The sequence below is a fragment of the Paraburkholderia gardini genome, assembly GCF_907164545.1.
Taxonomy (GTDB): domain Bacteria; phylum Pseudomonadota; class Gammaproteobacteria; order Burkholderiales; family Burkholderiaceae; genus Paraburkholderia; species Paraburkholderia gardini.
Window position 1 is genome coordinate 125,790 of sequence record NZ_CAJQZB010000007.1, and the last position, 16,980, is coordinate 142,769.

At 65.4% G+C, this 16,980-nt stretch carries 16 protein-coding genes; 9 read left to right on the forward strand and 7 right to left on the reverse strand.

Annotated elements, in window-relative coordinates:
- Positions 1 to 149: 149 nt before the first annotated feature.
- From LPA37_RS07840 to LPA37_RS07850, 3 genes are all read left to right on the forward strand, one after another.
- Entirely contained in the window at positions 150 to 827 is a 678-nt protein-coding gene (locus tag LPA37_RS07840; RefSeq protein WP_228975706.1) for an AzlC family ABC transporter permease, read from the forward strand.
- Positions 824 to 1,147, forward strand: a complete 324-nt coding sequence (locus LPA37_RS07845; protein ID WP_228975610.1) for an AzlD domain-containing protein — start codon at positions 824 to 826, stop codon at positions 1,145 to 1,147. Before LPA37_RS07840 ends, LPA37_RS07845 begins: the two co-directional genes overlap by 4 nt.
- Positions 1,148 to 1,491: 344 nt before the next feature.
- Positions 1,492 to 2,250: a DUF4088 family protein gene (locus LPA37_RS07850; protein ID WP_228975612.1), complete on the forward strand. Its 759-nt coding sequence runs from the start codon at positions 1,492 to 1,494 to the stop codon at positions 2,248 to 2,250.
- A gap of 103 nt (positions 2,251 to 2,353) precedes the next feature.
- Here LPA37_RS07850 and LPA37_RS07855 read toward each other — a convergent pair whose 3' ends face one another.
- From LPA37_RS07855 to LPA37_RS07865, 3 genes are all read right to left on the reverse strand, one after another.
- The gene (locus LPA37_RS07855; RefSeq protein ID WP_229012194.1) at positions 2,354 to 4,531 is read right to left on the reverse strand and encodes an ATP-dependent helicase; all 2,178 of its coding nucleotides are present in this window, start codon (positions 4,529 to 4,531) and stop codon (positions 2,354 to 2,356) included.
- A gap of 230 nt (positions 4,532 to 4,761) precedes the next feature.
- A complete protein-coding gene (locus LPA37_RS07860; protein ID WP_228975616.1) occupies positions 4,762 to 5,034 on the reverse strand; it encodes a hypothetical protein in 273 nt (90 codons plus the stop codon).
- A 115-nt stretch (positions 5,035 to 5,149) separates the two neighbouring features.
- On the reverse strand, positions 5,150 to 5,626 hold the full coding sequence (locus tag LPA37_RS07865; protein WP_228975617.1) for a hypothetical protein: 477 nt from the start codon (positions 5,624 to 5,626) through the stop codon (positions 5,150 to 5,152).
- Between the two features lie 285 nt (positions 5,627 to 5,911).
- Between LPA37_RS07865 and LPA37_RS07870 the strand changes: the two genes are divergently transcribed.
- The 5 genes from LPA37_RS07870 to fumC all read left to right on the forward strand — a co-directional run bounded on the left by LPA37_RS07870 (position 5,912) and on the right by fumC (position 12,248).
- Positions 5,912 to 6,130: an RNA-binding S4 domain-containing protein gene (locus tag LPA37_RS07870; RefSeq protein ID WP_228975618.1), complete on the forward strand. Its 219-nt coding sequence runs from the start codon at positions 5,912 to 5,914 to the stop codon at positions 6,128 to 6,130.
- Positions 6,131 to 6,246: 116 nt separating this feature from the next.
- Positions 6,247 to 7,683, forward strand: coding sequence for an MATE family efflux transporter (locus LPA37_RS07875; protein ID WP_229012195.1), 1,437 nt, complete (start codon positions 6,247 to 6,249; stop codon positions 7,681 to 7,683).
- Between the two features lie 113 nt (positions 7,684 to 7,796).
- Positions 7,797 to 8,768, forward strand: a complete 972-nt coding sequence (gene panS, locus LPA37_RS07880; protein WP_229012196.1) for a ketopantoate/pantoate/pantothenate transporter PanS — start codon at positions 7,797 to 7,799, stop codon at positions 8,766 to 8,768.
- Positions 8,769 to 9,181: 413 nt separating this feature from the next.
- Complete coding sequence (locus LPA37_RS07885; protein WP_229012205.1) at positions 9,182 to 10,798, forward strand: phospholipase D family protein; 1,617 nt, start codon at positions 9,182 to 9,184, stop codon at positions 10,796 to 10,798.
- Between the two features lie 49 nt (positions 10,799 to 10,847).
- Positions 10,848 to 12,248 (forward strand): class II fumarate hydratase, encoded by a 1,401-nt coding sequence (fumC, locus tag LPA37_RS07890; RefSeq protein ID WP_228975624.1) that lies wholly within the window; start codon positions 10,848 to 10,850, stop codon positions 12,246 to 12,248.
- A 193-nt stretch (positions 12,249 to 12,441) separates the two neighbouring features.
- Here the strand turns inward: fumC and LPA37_RS07895 are convergent, their stop codons facing one another.
- The 4 genes from LPA37_RS07895 to LPA37_RS07910 form a co-directional block, all read right to left on the reverse strand.
- On the reverse strand, positions 12,442 to 12,960 hold the full coding sequence (locus LPA37_RS07895) for an acyl-CoA thioesterase (RefSeq protein ID WP_228975626.1): 519 nt from the start codon (positions 12,958 to 12,960) through the stop codon (positions 12,442 to 12,444).
- Between the two features lie 227 nt (positions 12,961 to 13,187).
- Positions 13,188 to 14,369, reverse strand: coding sequence for a GlxA family transcriptional regulator (locus LPA37_RS07900; protein ID WP_229012197.1), 1,182 nt, complete (start codon positions 14,367 to 14,369; stop codon positions 13,188 to 13,190).
- Between the two features lie 33 nt (positions 14,370 to 14,402).
- Positions 14,403 to 15,659 carry an MFS transporter gene (locus LPA37_RS07905; protein ID WP_229012198.1) on the reverse strand — a complete coding sequence of 419 codons (1,257 nt, stop codon included), beginning with the start codon at positions 15,657 to 15,659 and terminating at the stop codon, positions 14,403 to 14,405.
- A 130-nt stretch (positions 15,660 to 15,789) separates the two neighbouring features.
- Positions 15,790 to 15,936 (reverse strand): hypothetical protein, encoded by a 147-nt coding sequence (locus LPA37_RS07910; RefSeq protein ID WP_228975634.1) that lies wholly within the window; start codon positions 15,934 to 15,936, stop codon positions 15,790 to 15,792.
- 172 nt (positions 15,937 to 16,108) lie between these two features.
- Between LPA37_RS07910 and LPA37_RS07915 the strand changes: the two genes are divergently transcribed.
- Positions 16,109 to 16,828: an ArsR/SmtB family transcription factor gene (locus tag LPA37_RS07915; protein ID WP_228975636.1), complete on the forward strand. Its 720-nt coding sequence runs from the start codon at positions 16,109 to 16,111 to the stop codon at positions 16,826 to 16,828.
- The last annotated feature ends 152 nt before the right edge of the window (positions 16,829 to 16,980 follow it).

The following is a 16,980-nucleotide window of genomic DNA, read 5'->3' on the forward strand; positions in this document are numbered from 1 at the left end:
CGGCCTGGAACCCGGAACGCCACCCGTAGCAAGAACGTACAAGCCCATTTCGCCCAGGACGACTACGCTCCGTGTTCAAAGGAGAAGTCAGATTGAGCCAGTCCAGCCATTTCAGTGAATTCGTCGCGGGGGCCCGCGACACGATCCCCATGATGGTCGGCGCCGCGCCGTTCGGCGTCATTTTCGGCACGCTCGTCACATCGGGGCCGCTGCACCTGTGGCATGGGCAGCTGATGTCGCTCGCCGTGTTCGCCGGGTCGGCGCAGTTCATCGCGGTCGGTCTCATGGCGGGCAATGCGAGCTTCATCGTGCTGTGGGCGACGACGTTCGTCGTGAACCTGCGCCACGTCCTCTACAGCGCGACGCTCGCACCGTACGTCGCGCACCTGCCGCTGCGCTGGCGCGTCGTGCTCGGCGGCCTGCTCACCGACGAAGTGTTCGCCGTCGCGTGGACGCACTACCGGCGTCACGCGCCAGGCGAGATCGGCCCATGGCATTTCCTGGGCTCCGGCGTCTCGATGTACGTCAACTGGCAAATCTGGACGCTCGCGGGCCTGCTGTTCGGCGCGGCGTTTCCCGGCCTGCAGTCCCTCGGGCTCGATTTCGCGATGGTCGCGACGTTCATCGCGATCGTCGTGCCGCAGCTCATCGCGTTCCGCTACATCGCCGCGGCCGCGACCGCGGGCGCGCTCGCCTTTTTCTGGCAGGGCTGGCCGTACAAGCTCGGTCTGCTCGGCGCCGTGATCGCGGGTGTCGCGATCGGCGTGGCGCTGTCGCGGCCGGAAATGCAGCGCGCGCGCCGACGCACCGCGGAGGCCTCGCAATGAGCTACGTCCTGGTCATTCTCGGCATGGCGCTGATCACCTGGCTCATTCGCACGACGGTTTTCATCGTCGGCGACCGGCTGGTGTTTCCGCCGCTCGTGCGCACCGCGCTCGGGTTCGTGCCGGTCACCGTCCTGACCGCCATCATCGTGCCGATGGCGGTGTCGCCTCATGGCGGCGGCGCGGAACTGACATGGCGCAATCCGCAACTGGTCGGCGCACTGGCTGCCGTCCTGGTGAGCGCGCTCACGCGCCGGCCGCTCCTGACGATCGCTGTCGGGCTGGCCGTCTTCTTTTTGTGGCAAGGCGTCGTGCTGAGGTAGCGCCGGCGGCGCGGGCAGTTTCCACGGCCGGGCGCGGGCTGGCTCTTCCCGCCAGCCCGCATCGCTTTTATAACGCCAGTTCCACAGCACTCGCCCGGAGCCCACCTGCGCACCGGGGCCAGACCGCCCCGCCTTGTCTCGTGGCCTTCCTCCATCAATCCGGCTCAAGTTTTGGCGACGTCCGCCGATAAACAGTCGACGTCCCCTTGCCGGACCGGCGCGATCGCCGGTTTCGCCAGAAAACAGGGACCAGCCGCGCAATGTGTCTGGCGGATCGCCCATCGGCGGGCCGCCGGCGACGCCAGACAGACGCAGCGCGGGACGACCACTCGGGACAGAAAGCTATGGGTCACATCACCCTTTCACTGAAAGACGAAACCATTGCGTCATTGCGCAAGGATTTCGACGCGTTTCTGCGCGTATCGCTGAAGCTCGATCCGCAGTTCGCGACGCCTTCGTTCGAGGATTTTCTGCGCGCCAAGCTGCTGGACAATATGGTCCCGCTGACGGAGCACGCGGTGCAGCGCATGTTGCAGGGCGGCCAGTACGCATGGGCCAAGCGCACACTCGACAAGGAATTCCCCGACGTCGTCGCGATCCTGATGCGTCAGGCGAACGAGTTCGGCTTCGGCTTCGCGGCGCGCTCCGAATGGACGCCCGAAGAGCTGGCGAAGCAGTGCCGCGACTGGGCGGCGGCCATCGTCACCGAAGCACAGGGCGACCCGACGCTGGTCGATCCGCTCGCCGCGCAGATCAAGTCGGCGGCGCAGGACATCCAGGCGCTCGAAGAGATAATGCAGACGCCCGCGTGGCGGCTCGCGGAATCGCTGCGCCAGCGCGTGTACGAAGCGAAGATCGGCTGCGAAACGAGCGTCGGCAGCATGGCGCGTGAAAAGCTGGGCGAACTGCGCGGACTGCTGCGGCTCGGCATTTCGCACGGCTCGTTCCAGAAGCAGGAAGCGCAGCAGATCATGGAATACCTGCGCCTCCTGAAGCCGGATATCTTCGTCGAAGAACCGTACGACATGTTCACGCGGCTCGCCGCGTGGCTGCGCAATATCTTCACCCCGCCGCCGCGCACCCAGCAACGGCAGTCGCGCTAAGCGTGACCGCGGTCGGAGCGCCCGTAACTGAGCCGCCGCTGAGCCGTCACTGCGCCGCTGCAGGCCCGCGTCGATCACACGCCCGCGGCGCTGGGCGCATCGCTCAATCCCACATCTTTCTCAGCTTCGCCGCGATCTCGATCTTCGCGTGGGCCGCTGCCGCAAGCCCGGCGGCCGTCGGCGCGGCGGGCACCGGCACATGCGGCCATGCGTGCGCGTCGAAGAGCGGCAGCAGATGCGCCGGAATGAACCGCGTACGCTGCGCCCACACGTGACGGTCGCCGAGTTGCGTCTGGTTGTGCACGTAGAAGCGCTGCGGCACGACGATATGCAGGTCCTCCTTTGCACGCGTCATCGCGACATAGAGCAGGCGCCGTTCTTCATCGAGTTCGGTGTCGTTGCCCGTCGCGAGATCCGACGGAATGCAGCCGTCGACGCCGTTCAGCACGAACACGTTGCGCCACTCCTGCCCTTTCGCAGAATGGATCGTCGACAGGATTAAATAGTCTTCGTCGATCAGCGGCACGCCCGATTCATCGCTGGTGGCGTCGGGCGGATCGAGCGTCAGCTCGGTCAGAAAGCGCTCGCGCGACGCATAGGTGCCCGCGATGCTTTCCATCTGCAGCAGATCGCCCTGACGGATCGAAGCATCTTCGTGATTGCGCTCCAGATGCGGCTCGTACCAGCGGCGGATCAACTCGAACTCCGCCGGCCAGGCCGACTGGCGCCCACACAACTGCGACATCAGTTCGACGAACGGTTGCCAGTCTTGCGCCGCGCGGGCCGGCGGCGTGAACGACGCCAGCGCGCCCGCTGTGTGCTGCGCACCGCGATACAGGCCGACGGCTGTGTCCGTGTCTTCCGGCGGCGTCGCGCCAGCGCGTTCGGCGACCTGATCGAGCACGCGCGCGGCCGTTGCCGGCCCGATGCCCGGCATTAACTGGACGACGCGAAAACCCGCCACCCGGTCGCGCGGATTTTCCGCCCAGCGCAATACGGCGAGGACGTCCTTCACATGGACCGAATCGAGGAATTTGAGGCCGCCGAACTTGACGAACGGAATGTTGCGCCGGGTCAGTTCGATCTCGAGCGTCGCGCTGTGATGGGCGGCCCTGAACAGGATGGCCTGCGATTTCAGCTTCATGCCGTCCTCGCGCGCCTCCAGCACTTTCTCGACCACATAACGCGCCTGATCGACTTCATCGGCGACGGTGACAAGACGCGGACGTTGCGCCGATGCGCGATCGGTCCACAGGTTCTTCGTGAAGCGCTCGGCCGCGAGATCGATGACGGCGTTCGATGCGGCAAGAATCGGCTGTGTCGAACGATAGTTGCGCTCGAGCGTGACCTGTTTCGCCGGCGGATCGAAGTGCGCCGGGAAATCGAGGATGTTGCGCACCGTCGCGCCGCGAAACGAATAGATGGACTGCGCGTCGTCACCGACAACCGTCAGGCCGCGCCCGTCCGGCTTGATGCCGAGCAGGATCGACGCCTGCAGGCGGTTGGTGTCCTGGTATTCGTCGACAAGCACATGATCGAAGCGCCCCGACAGGTCGGCCGCGATCGACGGCTCCGCCGCCATGTGCGACCAGTACAGCAGAAGGTCGTCGTAATCGAGCACGCTCTGCGTCTGCTTGGCCGCGACGTACGCGGCAAAGAGCGCGCGCAGCTCGGCTTCCCATTCGCGACACCACGGAAACGCGGTGTCGAGCACGTCGGCGAGCGTTGCACTCGTGTTCACGACGCGCGAATAGATCGAAAAACAGGTGTTTTTCGACGGGAACCGCTTCTCTTTCGCCGACAACCCGAGTTCATGACGCACGAGGTTCATCAGATCGGCGGAGTCTTCGCGATCGTTGATCGTGAAGGTGGGCGACAGGCCGATGAGATCGGCGTATTCGCGCAGCAGACGCGCGCCGACGCTGTGAAACGTGCCCGACCAGGTGAGCCCCTGGGCGAACGCCGCCCGCGCGCCGGGCGCGGCGCCCGCGATGCGCGTGACGCGCCGGATCATTTCCTGCGCGGCGCGCCGCGAAAACGTGAGCAGCAGGATGCGACGCGGGTCGGCGCCCTTCATCACCAGGTGCGCGACGCGATGGGCCAGCGTATTCGTCTTGCCGGAACCCGCGCCGGCAATCACCAGCAGCGCGCCGGATGGTTCTCCAGAATCGTCCGCACCGAATTCGACGGCCTCGCGCTGGGCCTCGTTGAGCTTCGCGAGCCAGGCGGCGGCATTGGAGGGCGGGGAATCGGCGGTGGAGAGCACAGTGGTCGGGAGCATAAGGTGACGGAGGGCGACGCATACTGTATATCCATACAACCCGTGCCGACAAGCGCCCTGTTTGGGGCTCCATGGCGGCGACCGAAGCGATCCGCGCTTTCTTTGGGATTTTCAGCTCACGCAGACAGGAACGGCCCGGACGCGCATAGCGCTCCGGGCCGCTCGTTGCGACACGCCGTTGGCTCGGACGAAACCGTGACGCGGGTCGGGGACGCGAGAGGCGTGCGTGGTTAATCCTGCTTCTTTGCGTCCTTCACGCGAGCGTCGGCCGCTGCCTTGTCGGCATCGGACTGCGCATCGGTCTTCTTCCTGTCCGCCTTTGCCTGAGCGACGGCCGCCTTTTTATCAGCCTTCGACTGTTCCTTCGCGGCCTTGCTGTCTGCATGCGTGACAGGCTCCGATACCGGATCACGCGAAGGCGCGGTTTGCGCGAAAGCGGCGGCCGGCATGCCGGCCGACAGGCAACCTGCGACAAGCGCCGCGATGAGTGTGCTGGTTTTCATGGGATACCTCCTGTTGTGCCGTCTGCATTCTCCGCATGAAACGGTCCCGGCAGGGGAAACGGCTGAAACGGGGCCCGGAAAATGGGCGCGGGCAAGAGACGCGATTACCGACGGGTTACTGGTGTGTATCGGTTCCCGGAGCCGCGCCCTGTCCCTGCGTGCCCTGCATTTGCGCGTTCATTTCGTTGCTCGCGGCGGCCTTGTCAGCCTGCTTGTTGATCTTCGCGTTGCGCACGTCCTGCTTGTATTGCGCCTTCGCATCCTTCTGTTCCTGCTTCATCTGCGCCTTCGAAGCCTTCTTCGACGCGCGGTATTCGGCGTTTGCCTGCGCGTTGGCATCACGCTTCTGGACGAGCGGATCGGCCGAACCCGGCGCGACCAGTCGTTGCGGCGCCGGCGTGACGGGCGTTACACCCTGCGCGGCCGGTGCGGCCGGCGCCATGTCAGCGCCTTGCGCGGCGGGCATCTGCATCTGGGACTGGGGCTGGGCTGTCGCGCCCGGAGCCGGTTGCGCGCCTGTCTGCGCGAACGCAGCGCTCGAAGCAAGGGCGGTCAGGGCGGTACCGATCAGAAGCGAACGAATCTGGGTCATGGCTTTCCTCTCTCAAGTTGTCCGGCCGGGCGTCGAATCTGGCGTGCCGCATTCAATGCGCACCGCGTCCGGTCTGTTGAGCCTCGCTACAAAATGCAGCAGGCTTTTCTACAGACTGCCCTCTGGAGAGTGAAGTTCGACCGCAAACACCGGGTGTTACTCAACGTTTCATTTCCTGACAACTCGATAACATCTGCTTGCAGAGCGGGCCAAAGCAGGCACGCAGAGTGCGTCCATGAGACTTCTGGCTTATGATTCGATGTCGTATCCCGACTGGCGCGCGCCATGCCCAACCTCGATTTCACGCTGACCGGCGACTACGTCGAACTGCACAACCTGCTCAAGATCACGGGCCTCGCCGACAGCGGCGGCTCGGCGAAAGTAATCGTCGCTTCCGGCGCCGTGACCGTCGACGGCCAGATCGAAACGCGCAAGACCTGCAAGATCCGCGCGGGCCAGGTGGTGCTGCTGGGCGACACGCGGATCGCCGTCCACGAAGGTTAGCGAAAGAAATTGCACCAGAAATGTGCTTCGTGATCGACAGCGGCACAGCTTCCCAATAAGCTGTCTCTTTTAGAAGAAAACGGCGCGGACCGCGTTCCGCGCGCCGTTCCTCGTTCATGACCCAACCCGGTTTGCCCCACATAACCGCCGCGCAACCGTCGCTATCGCGGCATGCCGCCGATACCGCCCGCCTCGCCGCCCCGCTCGCCATCGCACAGCTCTCGCAGATGGCGATGGGTGTCACCGATACCGTCCTGCTCGGCTCGCTCGGTCCCGACGCGCTCGCGGCCGGCGGCCTCGGCGCGAACCTGTTCTTCGTCGTCGTGACGCTGCTGCAGGGCGTGCTGACGTCCGTCAGCGTGAGCGTCGCGCATGCGCGCGGCGCGCAGGCGGAAGAGCGCGTGCCGCACATCTACTGGACAGGTCTCCTGCTCTCGATCCTGCTGGCGATACCCGCGTTCGCGCTGCTGTCGTTCGCGAGTCCGATCCTGCTCGCGTTCGGCGAGCCCACGCTGCTCGCCCATAACGTCGGCGAATACTGCGCGATGCTGCGCTGGGGCACGCCTGCGAGTCTGATCGGGATCGGCCTGATGCGCTCGTTCCTGCCCGCGATCGGCGCCGCGAAGCGCCTGCTCTGGGTATCGATTGGCGGCGTGGGCGTCAACGCGTTCCTCAACTACGGCCTGATTCACGGCGCGTATGGCCTGCCGAGGCTCGGCTTTCTCGGCTCGGGCGCGGCGACGACCATCACGGTATGGCTGACGGCGCTCATCCTGATGGCGCTTCTCCACCTGCGTCCGAGATATCGCCATTTCGTGACGGCGACACGTCCGGAGATGCCGCTCATGGGCGAGCTGTTCGGCATCGGCTGGCCCGTTGCGATCACCTACGGCGTCGAGTCGACGCTTTTTCTCGCGACCGGCCTGATGGTCGGCCTGCTCGGCGAATCCCAGCTCGCCGCGCACCAGATCGCGCTCAATGTTGCTTCGGTGGCGTTCATGGTGCCGCTCGCGATCGGCCAGGCAGCGAACGTGCGAGTCGGCTACTGGTCGGGCGCCGGACAACCGCTTGCCGCCCGGCACGCCGGGTTCGTGGCGATCGCGCTCGGCGTCGGCTTCATGGTGCTGTCGGGCACCGTGCTGATCGTGGCACCGCACGCGATCGTCGGTCTGTATCTGCATCTCGACGACCCGGCGAACGCATCGACGGTGTCGCTCGCCGCGTCCCTGCTTGGCGTCGCGGCGATTTTCCAGATCGTCGACGGCATGCAGACGGTCGGCTCCGGCTGCCTGCGCGGCCTGAAAGACACCCGCGTGCCGATGATCGCCGCCGCATTCGGCTACTGGGGCATCGGCTTTCCGACTGGCTACACGCTGGCGTTCCACTTTGGCCTCGGGGCGCGCGGCCTGTGGTGGGGCCTCGCCGCGGGCCTCGCCAGCGTGGCGCTCCTGATGACGCTGCGCTTTCACCACCTGAGCCTGCGACGCGTACCCGCCATCCCGGCCGGTCAGCCGGGCACCGATAGCGCGACCGACCCAGGACTTACCCGGTAAACGCTGAAAACATGGCTGGAAACGCCTGTCGACTGGAAACCGGCCGGTAAAATAAGCGTCCGCTACATAGCGGCGCCGTATTTACCGTCAATCCAGGCAAACAGGATCTTTTCATGCTCGCCCGCGCTACCCGCCTTTTCCCCCTGTGGGCCGTGTTCGTCTCGTTCGCGGCCTGTTTTTCGCCGACGTCCGTAACACCCATCGCTCCGCACGTCACCACGCTGCTCACGATCATCATGCTGGCCATGGGCGTCACGCTCTCAGTGGCCGATTTCCAGCGTGTGTTCACGCGGCCGGCTCCGGTCGTGGCCGGCATCGTGCTGCATTACCTCGTGATGCCGCTTGCCGCGTGGGCCATCGCGAAGGCATTGCGCATGCCGCCCGACCTCACGGCGGGCATGGTGCTCGTCGGCAGCGTGGCGAGCGGCACGGCGTCGAACGTCATGATCTATCTGGCGCGCGGCGATGTCGCGCTGTCCGTCACCATCAGCGCGCTGTCGACGCTCGTCGGCGTGTTCGCGACCCCGCTGCTCACGCGCCTGTACGTCGACGCCTCGATCGTGGTCGACGTCCACGGCATGCTGATGAGCATCCTGCAGATCGTCGCGCTGCCAATCGTCGTCGGCCTGATCGTGAACCATCTGTTCAGCCGTTTCGTGCGCAGGATCGAGCCCGTGCTGCCGCTCGTTTCGATGGTCGCCATTCTGCTGATCATCGCGGCAGTCGTGGGCGGCACGCAAAAGAGCATCGCGTCCGTCGGCCTCCTGGTGATGCTCGGCGTCGTGCTGCATAACGGGATCGGCCTGCTCGGCGGTTACTGGGGCGGCCGCCTGCTCGGCTTCGACGAGGCCGTGTGCCGCACGCTCGCCATCGAAGTCGGCATGCAGAACTCCGGCCTTGCCGCCACGCTCGGCAAGCTGTACTTCACGCCGATCGCCGCGCTCCCGGGCGCGCTGTTCTCGGTGTGGCACAACCTGTCCGGGTCGCTGCTCGCGGGCTACTGGGCAGGCCGCCCGGCGAAGGGGTCGACGCACCCTGACGGTGCCGCCCCGCTCGCGCCCGGGCGCAGCCAGGGCGCGTCGTAATCCGCCATTCGCGGTCATCGTCCCGATGACCGCGCTCACACGGCGGCGGCTGATCCTCAAGCCTGTTGCCGTGTGTTTGCCGCCGGCGCTGCGTCCTCCGTTATCCTTCGATTCCGCCTGTTCGCCGCACTTCGCGTTACCCTTCCTTTCCCCACGCCTTCCCGTGACGTGCCCGTCACCGCTCGACCACCCCATCCGCCCGACGCGTTCACGCATTCTGAAGCGACGCGCCGGCGCAAACAATCTGCCGAACGGCCAGGTGGGTCTGGCCGCCCGATTCCCCTTAGAATGCTTTTCAGGCTGCGGCGGTGACTCGCGGTACGCCAGTTGCCAGGCGGTAGCAGCCGTTTCACAGGGAGAGCGCCAAGGTGCCGGGATACAACAGCAACAAGAACAGCGTTCGGCTTCACGATATTTACGTCGCTTGGGCCGCCAGCCTGCGCCTCGCATTCGCGTGTGCGTTCCTTGCGTTCGTCAGCGGCTGCGCGACGCGCCCACCGGCAACCGATCTTCATCGCGACATCACGCACGCGCTGCCGGCGTCGGAACCCACCGCGCTCGGCGCGGCGCTCGCCCCGCTCGAACGCATGCATCCCGGCGAATCCGGCTTCCGTGTGCTGGCGAGCGGCACCGACGCGCTGCAGATGCGCATCGCACTCGCCCGCGCCGCGACGAAGACGCTCGACATGCAGTACTACATCGCGAATGAGGACACCACGGGCAAGCTGCTGCTCGCCGCCGCACTCTACGCGGCCGATAACGGCGTGCGGGTGCGCATGCTGGTCGACGACCTGAACTTCAAGGACATCGATCGCGTGATGGCCGCGCTCAATTCCCACGACAACATCGAAATCCGCGTCTTCAATCCGTTCGGTTCGGCGCAGGAAAGCTTCTACGAGCGCACGAGCAACGTGTTGACGCAGCTCGACCATTTCACGCGGCGCATGCACAACAAGGCCATGATCGCGGACAACCAGCTCGCGATCGTCGGCGGCCGCAATCTCGGCGACGAATACTTCAGCGCGAGCGAAACGCTGCAGTTCCGCGACATCGATGTGCTCGCGGCAGGCCCGGTCACGAATGACATTTCGGCAAGCTTCGACGCGTACTGGAACAGCAGTGCCTCGTACCCGCTACGCGCGCTCAACAAGCAGAAATTCGACGCCGCCGATCTCGATGCGATGCGCGACGAACTGCGGGCACACTGGCGCGCCAACGCCGATCCGTATAACGCGAAACCGCTCAACGCCACGCCGCTTGCCTCGCAGATCCAGAAGGACGAACTCGGGCTCACGTGGGCGAAAGCCGAATTCAAGGCCGACACGCCCGACAAGATCACGCATCCTTCGCCCGACTACAAAAGCCCGCCGCTGGAGCGCGTCATCGCGCTCACGAACGCGGCGCAGAAAGAAGTGCTGATCACGTCGCCTTACTTCGTGCCACACGATGCCGGCGTCAAGGCGCTCGGCGAGCTCACGGCGCGTGGCGTGCGGGTTGCCGTGCTGACGAACTCGCTTGCCGCCACCGATGCAGTCGCCGTGCAGGCCGGGTACAGTCCATATCGTGAACCGTTGCTCGCGCACGGCGTCGAGCTTTACGAATTCATGCCGCAGCAGGAACAGCGTAGATCGCGGGTCAATTTCATCGGTTCGGCCTCGCACTCGAGCCTGCACGCCAAGACATTCGTGATCGACCGGCGGATCCTTGTGATCGGCTCGATGAATCTCGATCCGCGCTCCGCGAATCTCAACACGGAACTGGTGCTCGTGATCCATAGCCGGCCGCTCGCGGAGCAGCTGGCAACGATCTTCGACCATGCAACGGCTCCGTCGGTCAGCTATCGCGTGGAACTTGCCACGCCCGCGCAGCTTGCGCGGCTCAAGGCAACGGATGCGCCGCCGAGCGACCTTGTCTGGACCGGCGAGGTCGAAGGCCAGTTACGCACCTGGAATCTGGATCCGGGCGCCGGTTTTTACAGGAACCTGATGACGGGAATTTTCATGCTGCTGCCAGTCGACAGCCAGCTTTGACGTGCGGTAGTGCCGCGCGCCGCAACACTTTCTCAAGTGGAGTTGAATCATGACTGAAGATGTACGGATGGAGCGCGACACGTTTGGCGAAATCGCCGTGCCGAATGCAAAACTCTGGGGCGCCCAGACGCAGCGCTCGTTGCAGAACTTCAAGATCTCGACTGAAAAGCAGTCGCCCGAACTGATTACCGCGCTCGCCATCATCAAGCGCGCGGCAGCGGAAGTAAATCAGGGCCTCGGCGTACTCGACGAAAAGAAAGCCCGCGCGATTATCGAAGCCGCCGACGAAATCATCGCAGGCAAGCACCCCGACGAATTTCCGCTTGCCGTGTGGCAGACCGGCTCCGGCACGCAAAGCAACATGAACCTCAACGAGGTGATCGCGAACCGGGCAAGCGAACTGCTCGGCGGCGAGCGCGGCGAAGCACGCAAGGTGCATCCGAATGACGACGTGAACCGCGGGCAGTCTTCAAACGATGTGTTCCCGACGGCCATGCACATCGCGGCGGCTGTCGGCATCGTCAAAAATCTGCTGCCGGCGGTGAAGACCTTGCGCGATACCCTCGACTCGAAGGCGAAAGCGTTCGCTGGCATCGTGAAAATTGGCCGCACGCACTTGCAGGATGCGACGCCGCTCACGCTCGGTCAGGAGTTCTCCGGTTACGTCGCGCAACTCGATCAGTGCGCGAAGCATCTCGAATCGGCGCTGCCGCATCTGTATGAACTCGCGCAGGGCGGCACGGCCGTCGGCACCGGCCTCAACGCGCATCCGCAGTTCGCCGGCAAGGTCGCGGCTGCGATCGGCAAGCTGACGGGCGTGCCGTTCGTGTCGGCACCGAACAAGTTCGAGGTGATGGCCGCGGCGGATGCGCTCGTCTTCGCGCACGGCGCGCTGAAAACGGTGGCCGCAAGCCTGATGAAGATCGCGAACGACATCCGCTGGCTCGCGAGCGGTCCGCGCTGCGGCCTCGGCGAGCTGTCGATTCCGGAGAACGAACCGGGCAGCTCGATCATGCCGGGCAAGGTCAATCCGACGCAGTCCGAAGCGCTCACGATGCTGTGCTGCCAGGTGTTCGGCAACGACGTCGCCGTGAACTTCGGCGGCGCGAGCGGCAATTTCGAGCTCAACGTGTTCCGTCCGATGATCGCCCACAACGTGCTGCAATCGATCCGGCTTCTCGCTGACGGCGCGCTGAGTTTCAACGACAACTGCGCGGTCGGCATCGAACCGAACCACGACCGTATCGAGACGCTGCTGAACGAATCGCTGATGCTCGTCACCGCGCTCAATCCGCACATCGGCTACGACAAGGCCGCGCAGATCGCGAAAAAAGCGCACAAGGAAGGCACGACACTCAAAGCCGCGGCGCTCGCGCTCGGTCACGTGACAGAACAGCAATTCGACGACTGGGTGAAGCCAGCCGACATGGTCGGCACGATCAAGACCTGACGTCCGGCTGGGGTCGATCTTTTGCCGGATCCGATGCCTGATCTCCGGCCCGGATACCGATACGAAAAACGCCGTGCCGGCGTGAACCGGCGCAGCGTTTTTTACTGGTGTCCTTACTGGTGTCTTTACCTGGCAGGCTCAGGCCACGCGCACTCACCCGGCGCGCGCGTTCAGGGCCCGCAGCGACGCCCCATCAAACCGCGCCTTTCACCACCTCTTCAGGCTTCAGTTCGACGATGGCATCGAGCGCGTCCTTGACGTCCATCGCGTACTTCGCAAGGCGTTTCTGCTCGTCGGTTTCCGGCTCGAACGACGGCACGCCAATCGGGTGCCCGTTCTCGTTGACGGCGACCATCACGACGAGGCAATCAGTCGTCTGCAGCAGCTCGCCGCCCTTCGGGTCGCCGGCCTGCACCGACACGTGAATGTGCATGCTGGTCCGGCCCGTCGCGACGACGCGGGCGCGCAGTTCGACCAGATTGCCGACCAGGATCGGACGACGGAAACGGATGTTGCCGACGCTTACCGTCACGCAGTAGCGGCTCGACCAGACCGCCGCGCACGCGTAGGCGGTTTCGTCGATCCACTTCATCAGCGCGCCGCCGTGAACCTTGCCGCCGAAGTTCACCGAGGTCGGCTCGGCGAGAAAGCGGAAGGTGGTTTCGGAACGGTCCATCGGGGCCGCAGGGTTGTGGGTCTTGACTCTACTCATCCTGCACTCCGTTCGGGAATTGAGATTATCGAAAGGAGCCGATTATACGAGTGCCAGAAACAGCGCGATACACGATCCGGAGATACCACGTTGTGCGCGAAGACAAACGAACAAGCGCACGAACGCACGAGCGCACAAAACGCACCGGCCGCGTGACCTGAACCGTCTGCACACGGGTCACAAGCGGTTCAACGCACCGTGCACGCCGTCAGATACGTCAAAACCCTTCAGGCAGCGGACGCAAACCGCTCGCGATAATCAAGCGGCAACACCCCGAACCTTCGCATGAACGCACGTCTTAAATTCTGTTCACTGCCAAAGCCGCAGTCGAGCGCGATCCGCTTGAGCGGCGCGCGCGAAGCCGCTAGCGACTGTGCCGCCGCTTCGAGTCGCATCGATGAAACGGTTTTCGCGGGCGTACGCCCCACTTCCTCGACGTAGCGTCGCGCGAAGGTACGCGGGCTCATGCGCGCCTGACCGGCCAGCCGCTCGACCGAAAGATCGTCGCGCAGATTGACCGCCATCCAGCTATGCAGCGCGTCGAACGGGCCGCCGGCCGTTGCCTGCGCGGCCAGTGCCGCGCTGAACTGGGACTGCCCGCCGGGACGCTTCATGAAAACCACCAGCCGCCGCGCGGCCTGCATTGCGATCGCGTGACCGACGTCTTCCTCGATCAGCGCCAGCGCGAGGTCGATGCCCGCGGTCACGCCCGCCGAAGTCCAGACCGCGTGCGTCTGCCGCGGGTCGTGCGCTTCATCGTCGCGCGCGGACATGGCCGCGCCCTGCCCGCCGCGCCCATCATCCGCATCGCTCGGATCACCTCCGGAGCGCCGCGCGGACACGTCGCCTGCAACGCGCAAATCCCGCGCATCGCGGATGAAAATCGGATCCGCATTCACATGCACCTTCGGAAAATGCCGTGCGAGCAGTTCGGCACTGCGCCAGTGCGTCGTCGCGCGGCGTCCGTCGAGAAGGCCCGCCGCCGCCAGATAAAACGCGCCGGTGCACACCGAACACACGCGGCGCACGCGAGGTGCGCGACGCGCGAGCCACGCGACGAGCTCGGGCTGCAGCGCGATCCGCTCGTCGATCGGCACACCGGACACGATCACGGTATCGATGGGTTCGTCATCCAGCGCATCGAGCCGTTGCGTGACGACCGGCAAACCCGGAAACGTCTGCAGGACACCGCCTTCGATCGACGCCACCGTCAGGCGATAGGCAACCGGCTCGTGCGCCGGCATCCCGGTTGCGTCCGGAACGGCCGCTTTTCGCGCAGCCTCGGCGAGCGTCAGCTCGGCTCGCCAGAACGCCTCCAGCGGTCCGCAGGCGTCGAGCAGCACGAGATCGGGCGCCACGGCGATCACGATGTGGCGAACCATTGAAACAGGTGTGACAGAAGCATTCATGTGAGCAGGCTTGTCGTCCAGTCGGAACAGCAATCAGGAAGCCGCAGCAGCGACGACGCGCGAGCGCGACCACGCAAAGGCGAGCGTCGCGAGCGCGGCAACGCCGAGCAACGGCAGGATCGCCGCATTGATCACGGCCCAGCCGAAGTGCGCGAGCAGCTGTCCCGCGAAAAGCGATCCGAGCGCGGAAAACGCGAAGGTCGTGAATTCGCTCGTGGCCTGCGTCTTCGCGCGTTCGGACGGCCGGTACGACTGCGACAGCAGCGTCGAGCCGCCTACGAACATGAAGTTCCAGCCGACGCCAAGGCAGGCCAGCGCCGCATAAAAGTGCGGCAGGTCGGTCGAACGAAGCGCGATCACGGCGCACAGCGCCGACAACACGATGCCCACGCCGATCACACGCAGCACGCCGAAGCGCCGGATCAGTCGCCCAGTGAAGAACGACGGCGCGAACATGCCGACAAGGTGCCATTGAATGATCCGCGCGCCGTCTCCGATCGTGTGTCCGCAGGCGAGTGCCGCGATCGGCGTCGCTGTCATCACGAACATCATCACGGCATAACCGAGCGCGTTGTTCGCCAGCGCGGCAAGGAAAACCGGCTGCAGGACGATGTCCCCGAGAGGTCGCGCCGGCTCGGCGGCCACGGCCGCGCTCGCGTGGGCCGGCACGTGATCCCGGTAGAACAGCGCGAGCAGCACGATCGACAGGAGGCCAAACACGGTCACGAGCGCATACGACCCGGCGAACGCCACTGGCGCGAGCCAGTCGCGGCTCCACGCGGCAAGCGCCGGGCCGGCCACCGCGGCGAAGACGCCGCCCGCCAGCACCGTCGAGATCGCACGGCCTTTCGCCTCGCCGCCGACGGCGTCAGCGGCGGCAAGCCGGTAGTACTGCGCGAATGCCTGGAACACGCCGACCGTCGCCGTGCCGGCGCAGAACGCCCAGAAACTGTGATGAAAGATCGCATACACGGAGATCGCGCCGCCCACCGCCCCGACGCCCGCGCCCAGCACGAACCCCGCGCGCCGTCCGACGCGGGCCATGAGGAACGACGCGAAAATCGTGGTGAGCGCGGCGGCGACGGTGATCAGCGAAAAGGGCAGCGTCGCGAGCGCCTTGTCGTCGGCGAGCGTGTAGCCGACCAGCCCTGTCAACGTCAGATCGATGGACACCGACGACGTATAAAGCGCCTGGCATACCGCCAGCACGCGCGCGCCGCGCCGGCCGCTGGCGTCGGACGGGCGCGGATCCGGAACCGTGGATGAAAAAGCAGCAGCGTTGGGCGACATTGGCGAACCTCATGCGGTCAAGGTGACGAAAGTCCTGATCGTCACATGCCCGTCGATGGCAGGAATGCCAATGATGCATCAATTCCAGCCAGACCAGTCGTTTCCACCGGCCACGGCATCGCGGTTGCGATTATTTATGGAAGGTGACGCCTTCGTCGATGGTGCCGTACATCGTGATACCGCTCGAATCCGATTGCGAGGAACTCGCGCCGCCCTGTGCGCAGCCAGCGCAAAGCACCGCAAACGCGGCTGCGGCAATGGCGAAATAGCGTTTCATGACTGCCTTGCTGTCCGGCGAGAAGAGGATCCGATTCTAGCCTGGCGGACGTCCCGCACCCGGTAGCGGCATTGCATTCGACATTTCGCCTCATCGTGAAACATGGAATGCGATGCCGCGCTAAAGTGAGGTCATCGCGCGCCTTATCGGCCGCTACCCATGTGGAGACGCCATGTCCAATCCGTTGCTCGACGAGCGCGGCCAGAGCCATTTCCCAGGTCTGAGCCGGCTCGGCGCGCTGCTTGCCGATCCGGGGCGCGCCGCGATGCTGTGGGCGCTGATGGACGGCAGCGCCAGGCCCGCCGGCGAACTGACGTTGATCGCGGGTCTCTCGCCGTCGGCGGCCAGCGCCCATCTGGCGCGGCTCACCGATGGCGGCCTTCTCGCGCTCGAAGTGCGCGGCAGGCATCGCTATTTCAGGATCGCTTCGCCGGAAATCGCCGCCACGATCGAAGCGCTCGCCAACGTCGCGCAGGCCACGGCGCCGCAGCGTCCGGTGCTGCGTCCCGCACGCACGGTGCCGGTCGACATGCGTTACGCGCGCACGTGCTACGACCACATGGCCGGTGAGCTCGCGGTGCGCGTTTTCGAACGGATGGTCGGCGACGGTCTGCTCACGCAGAACGGCGACACGCTCGACGCGACGCCCGCCGGCACGGCCCGCTTCGCGGGCTGGGGCATCGACGTCGGCGGACAGCAGGCGCGGCGGCGACGCTTCGCCTGCACCTGCCTCGACTGGAGCGAACGCCGGCCGCATCTGGGCGGCGCGCTCGGCGCGGCGCTTCTCGAAGCGTGGAAGACGCACGGCTGGGTCGAACGCACGGAGCGGCCGCGCATCCTGCGAATCACGCCTGCCGGACGGCGCCACTTCGACCAGTTCCTCGCGCAATAAGGCGGCGGGCCGGATTTTCCGCTGCGCGCGACCGTCGATAAATTTTGTTACAGGCCTCCCGGCGAGACTTACAAATGAGCGCGCCTTGATACAGGCACGGCAGGTAGAGTGACTTCACAGGATGCGGCCATGCGGCTGCATCCGATGGAGAG

Excerpts from the sequence above, each read along its gene's own strand:
- panS (WP_229012196.1), top strand. The coding sequence starts at position 7,797 with ATGCTCGCCCGCGCTACCCGCCTTTTCCCCCTGTGGGCCGTGTTCGTC.
- LPA37_RS07870 (WP_228975618.1), top strand. The coding sequence starts at position 5,912 with ATGCCCAACCTCGATTTCACGCTGACCGGCGACTACGTCGAACTGCAC.
- LPA37_RS07875 (WP_229012195.1), top strand. The coding sequence starts at position 6,247 with ATGACCCAACCCGGTTTGCCCCACATAACCGCCGCGCAACCGTCGCTA.
- fumC (WP_228975624.1), top strand. The coding sequence starts at position 10,848 with ATGACTGAAGATGTACGGATGGAGCGCGACACGTTTGGCGAAATCGCC.
- LPA37_RS07845 (WP_228975610.1), top strand. The coding sequence starts at position 824 with ATGAGCTACGTCCTGGTCATTCTCGGCATGGCGCTGATCACCTGGCTC.
- LPA37_RS07840 (WP_228975706.1), top strand. The coding sequence starts at position 150 with ATGATGGTCGGCGCCGCGCCGTTCGGCGTCATTTTCGGCACGCTCGTC.
- LPA37_RS07865 (WP_228975617.1), bottom strand. The coding sequence starts at position 5,626 with ATGACCCAGATTCGTTCGCTTCTGATCGGTACCGCCCTGACCGCCCTT.
- LPA37_RS07910 (WP_228975634.1), bottom strand. The coding sequence starts at position 15,936 with ATGAAACGCTATTTCGCCATTGCCGCAGCCGCGTTTGCGGTGCTTTGC.
- LPA37_RS07915 (WP_228975636.1), top strand. The coding sequence starts at position 16,109 with ATGTCCAATCCGTTGCTCGACGAGCGCGGCCAGAGCCATTTCCCAGGT.
- LPA37_RS07895 (WP_228975626.1), bottom strand. The coding sequence starts at position 12,960 with ATGAGTAGAGTCAAGACCCACAACCCTGCGGCCCCGATGGACCGTTCC.
- LPA37_RS07855 (WP_229012194.1), bottom strand. The coding sequence starts at position 4,531 with ATGCTCCCGACCACTGTGCTCTCCACCGCCGATTCCCCGCCCTCCAAT.
- LPA37_RS07860 (WP_228975616.1), bottom strand. The coding sequence starts at position 5,034 with ATGAAAACCAGCACACTCATCGCGGCGCTTGTCGCAGGTTGCCTGTCG.
- LPA37_RS07900 (WP_229012197.1), bottom strand. The coding sequence starts at position 14,369 with ATGAATGCTTCTGTCACACCTGTTTCAATGGTTCGCCACATCGTGATC.
- LPA37_RS07850 (WP_228975612.1), top strand. The coding sequence starts at position 1,492 with ATGGGTCACATCACCCTTTCACTGAAAGACGAAACCATTGCGTCATTG.
- LPA37_RS07905 (WP_229012198.1), bottom strand. The coding sequence starts at position 15,659 with ATGTCGCCCAACGCTGCTGCTTTTTCATCCACGGTTCCGGATCCGCGC.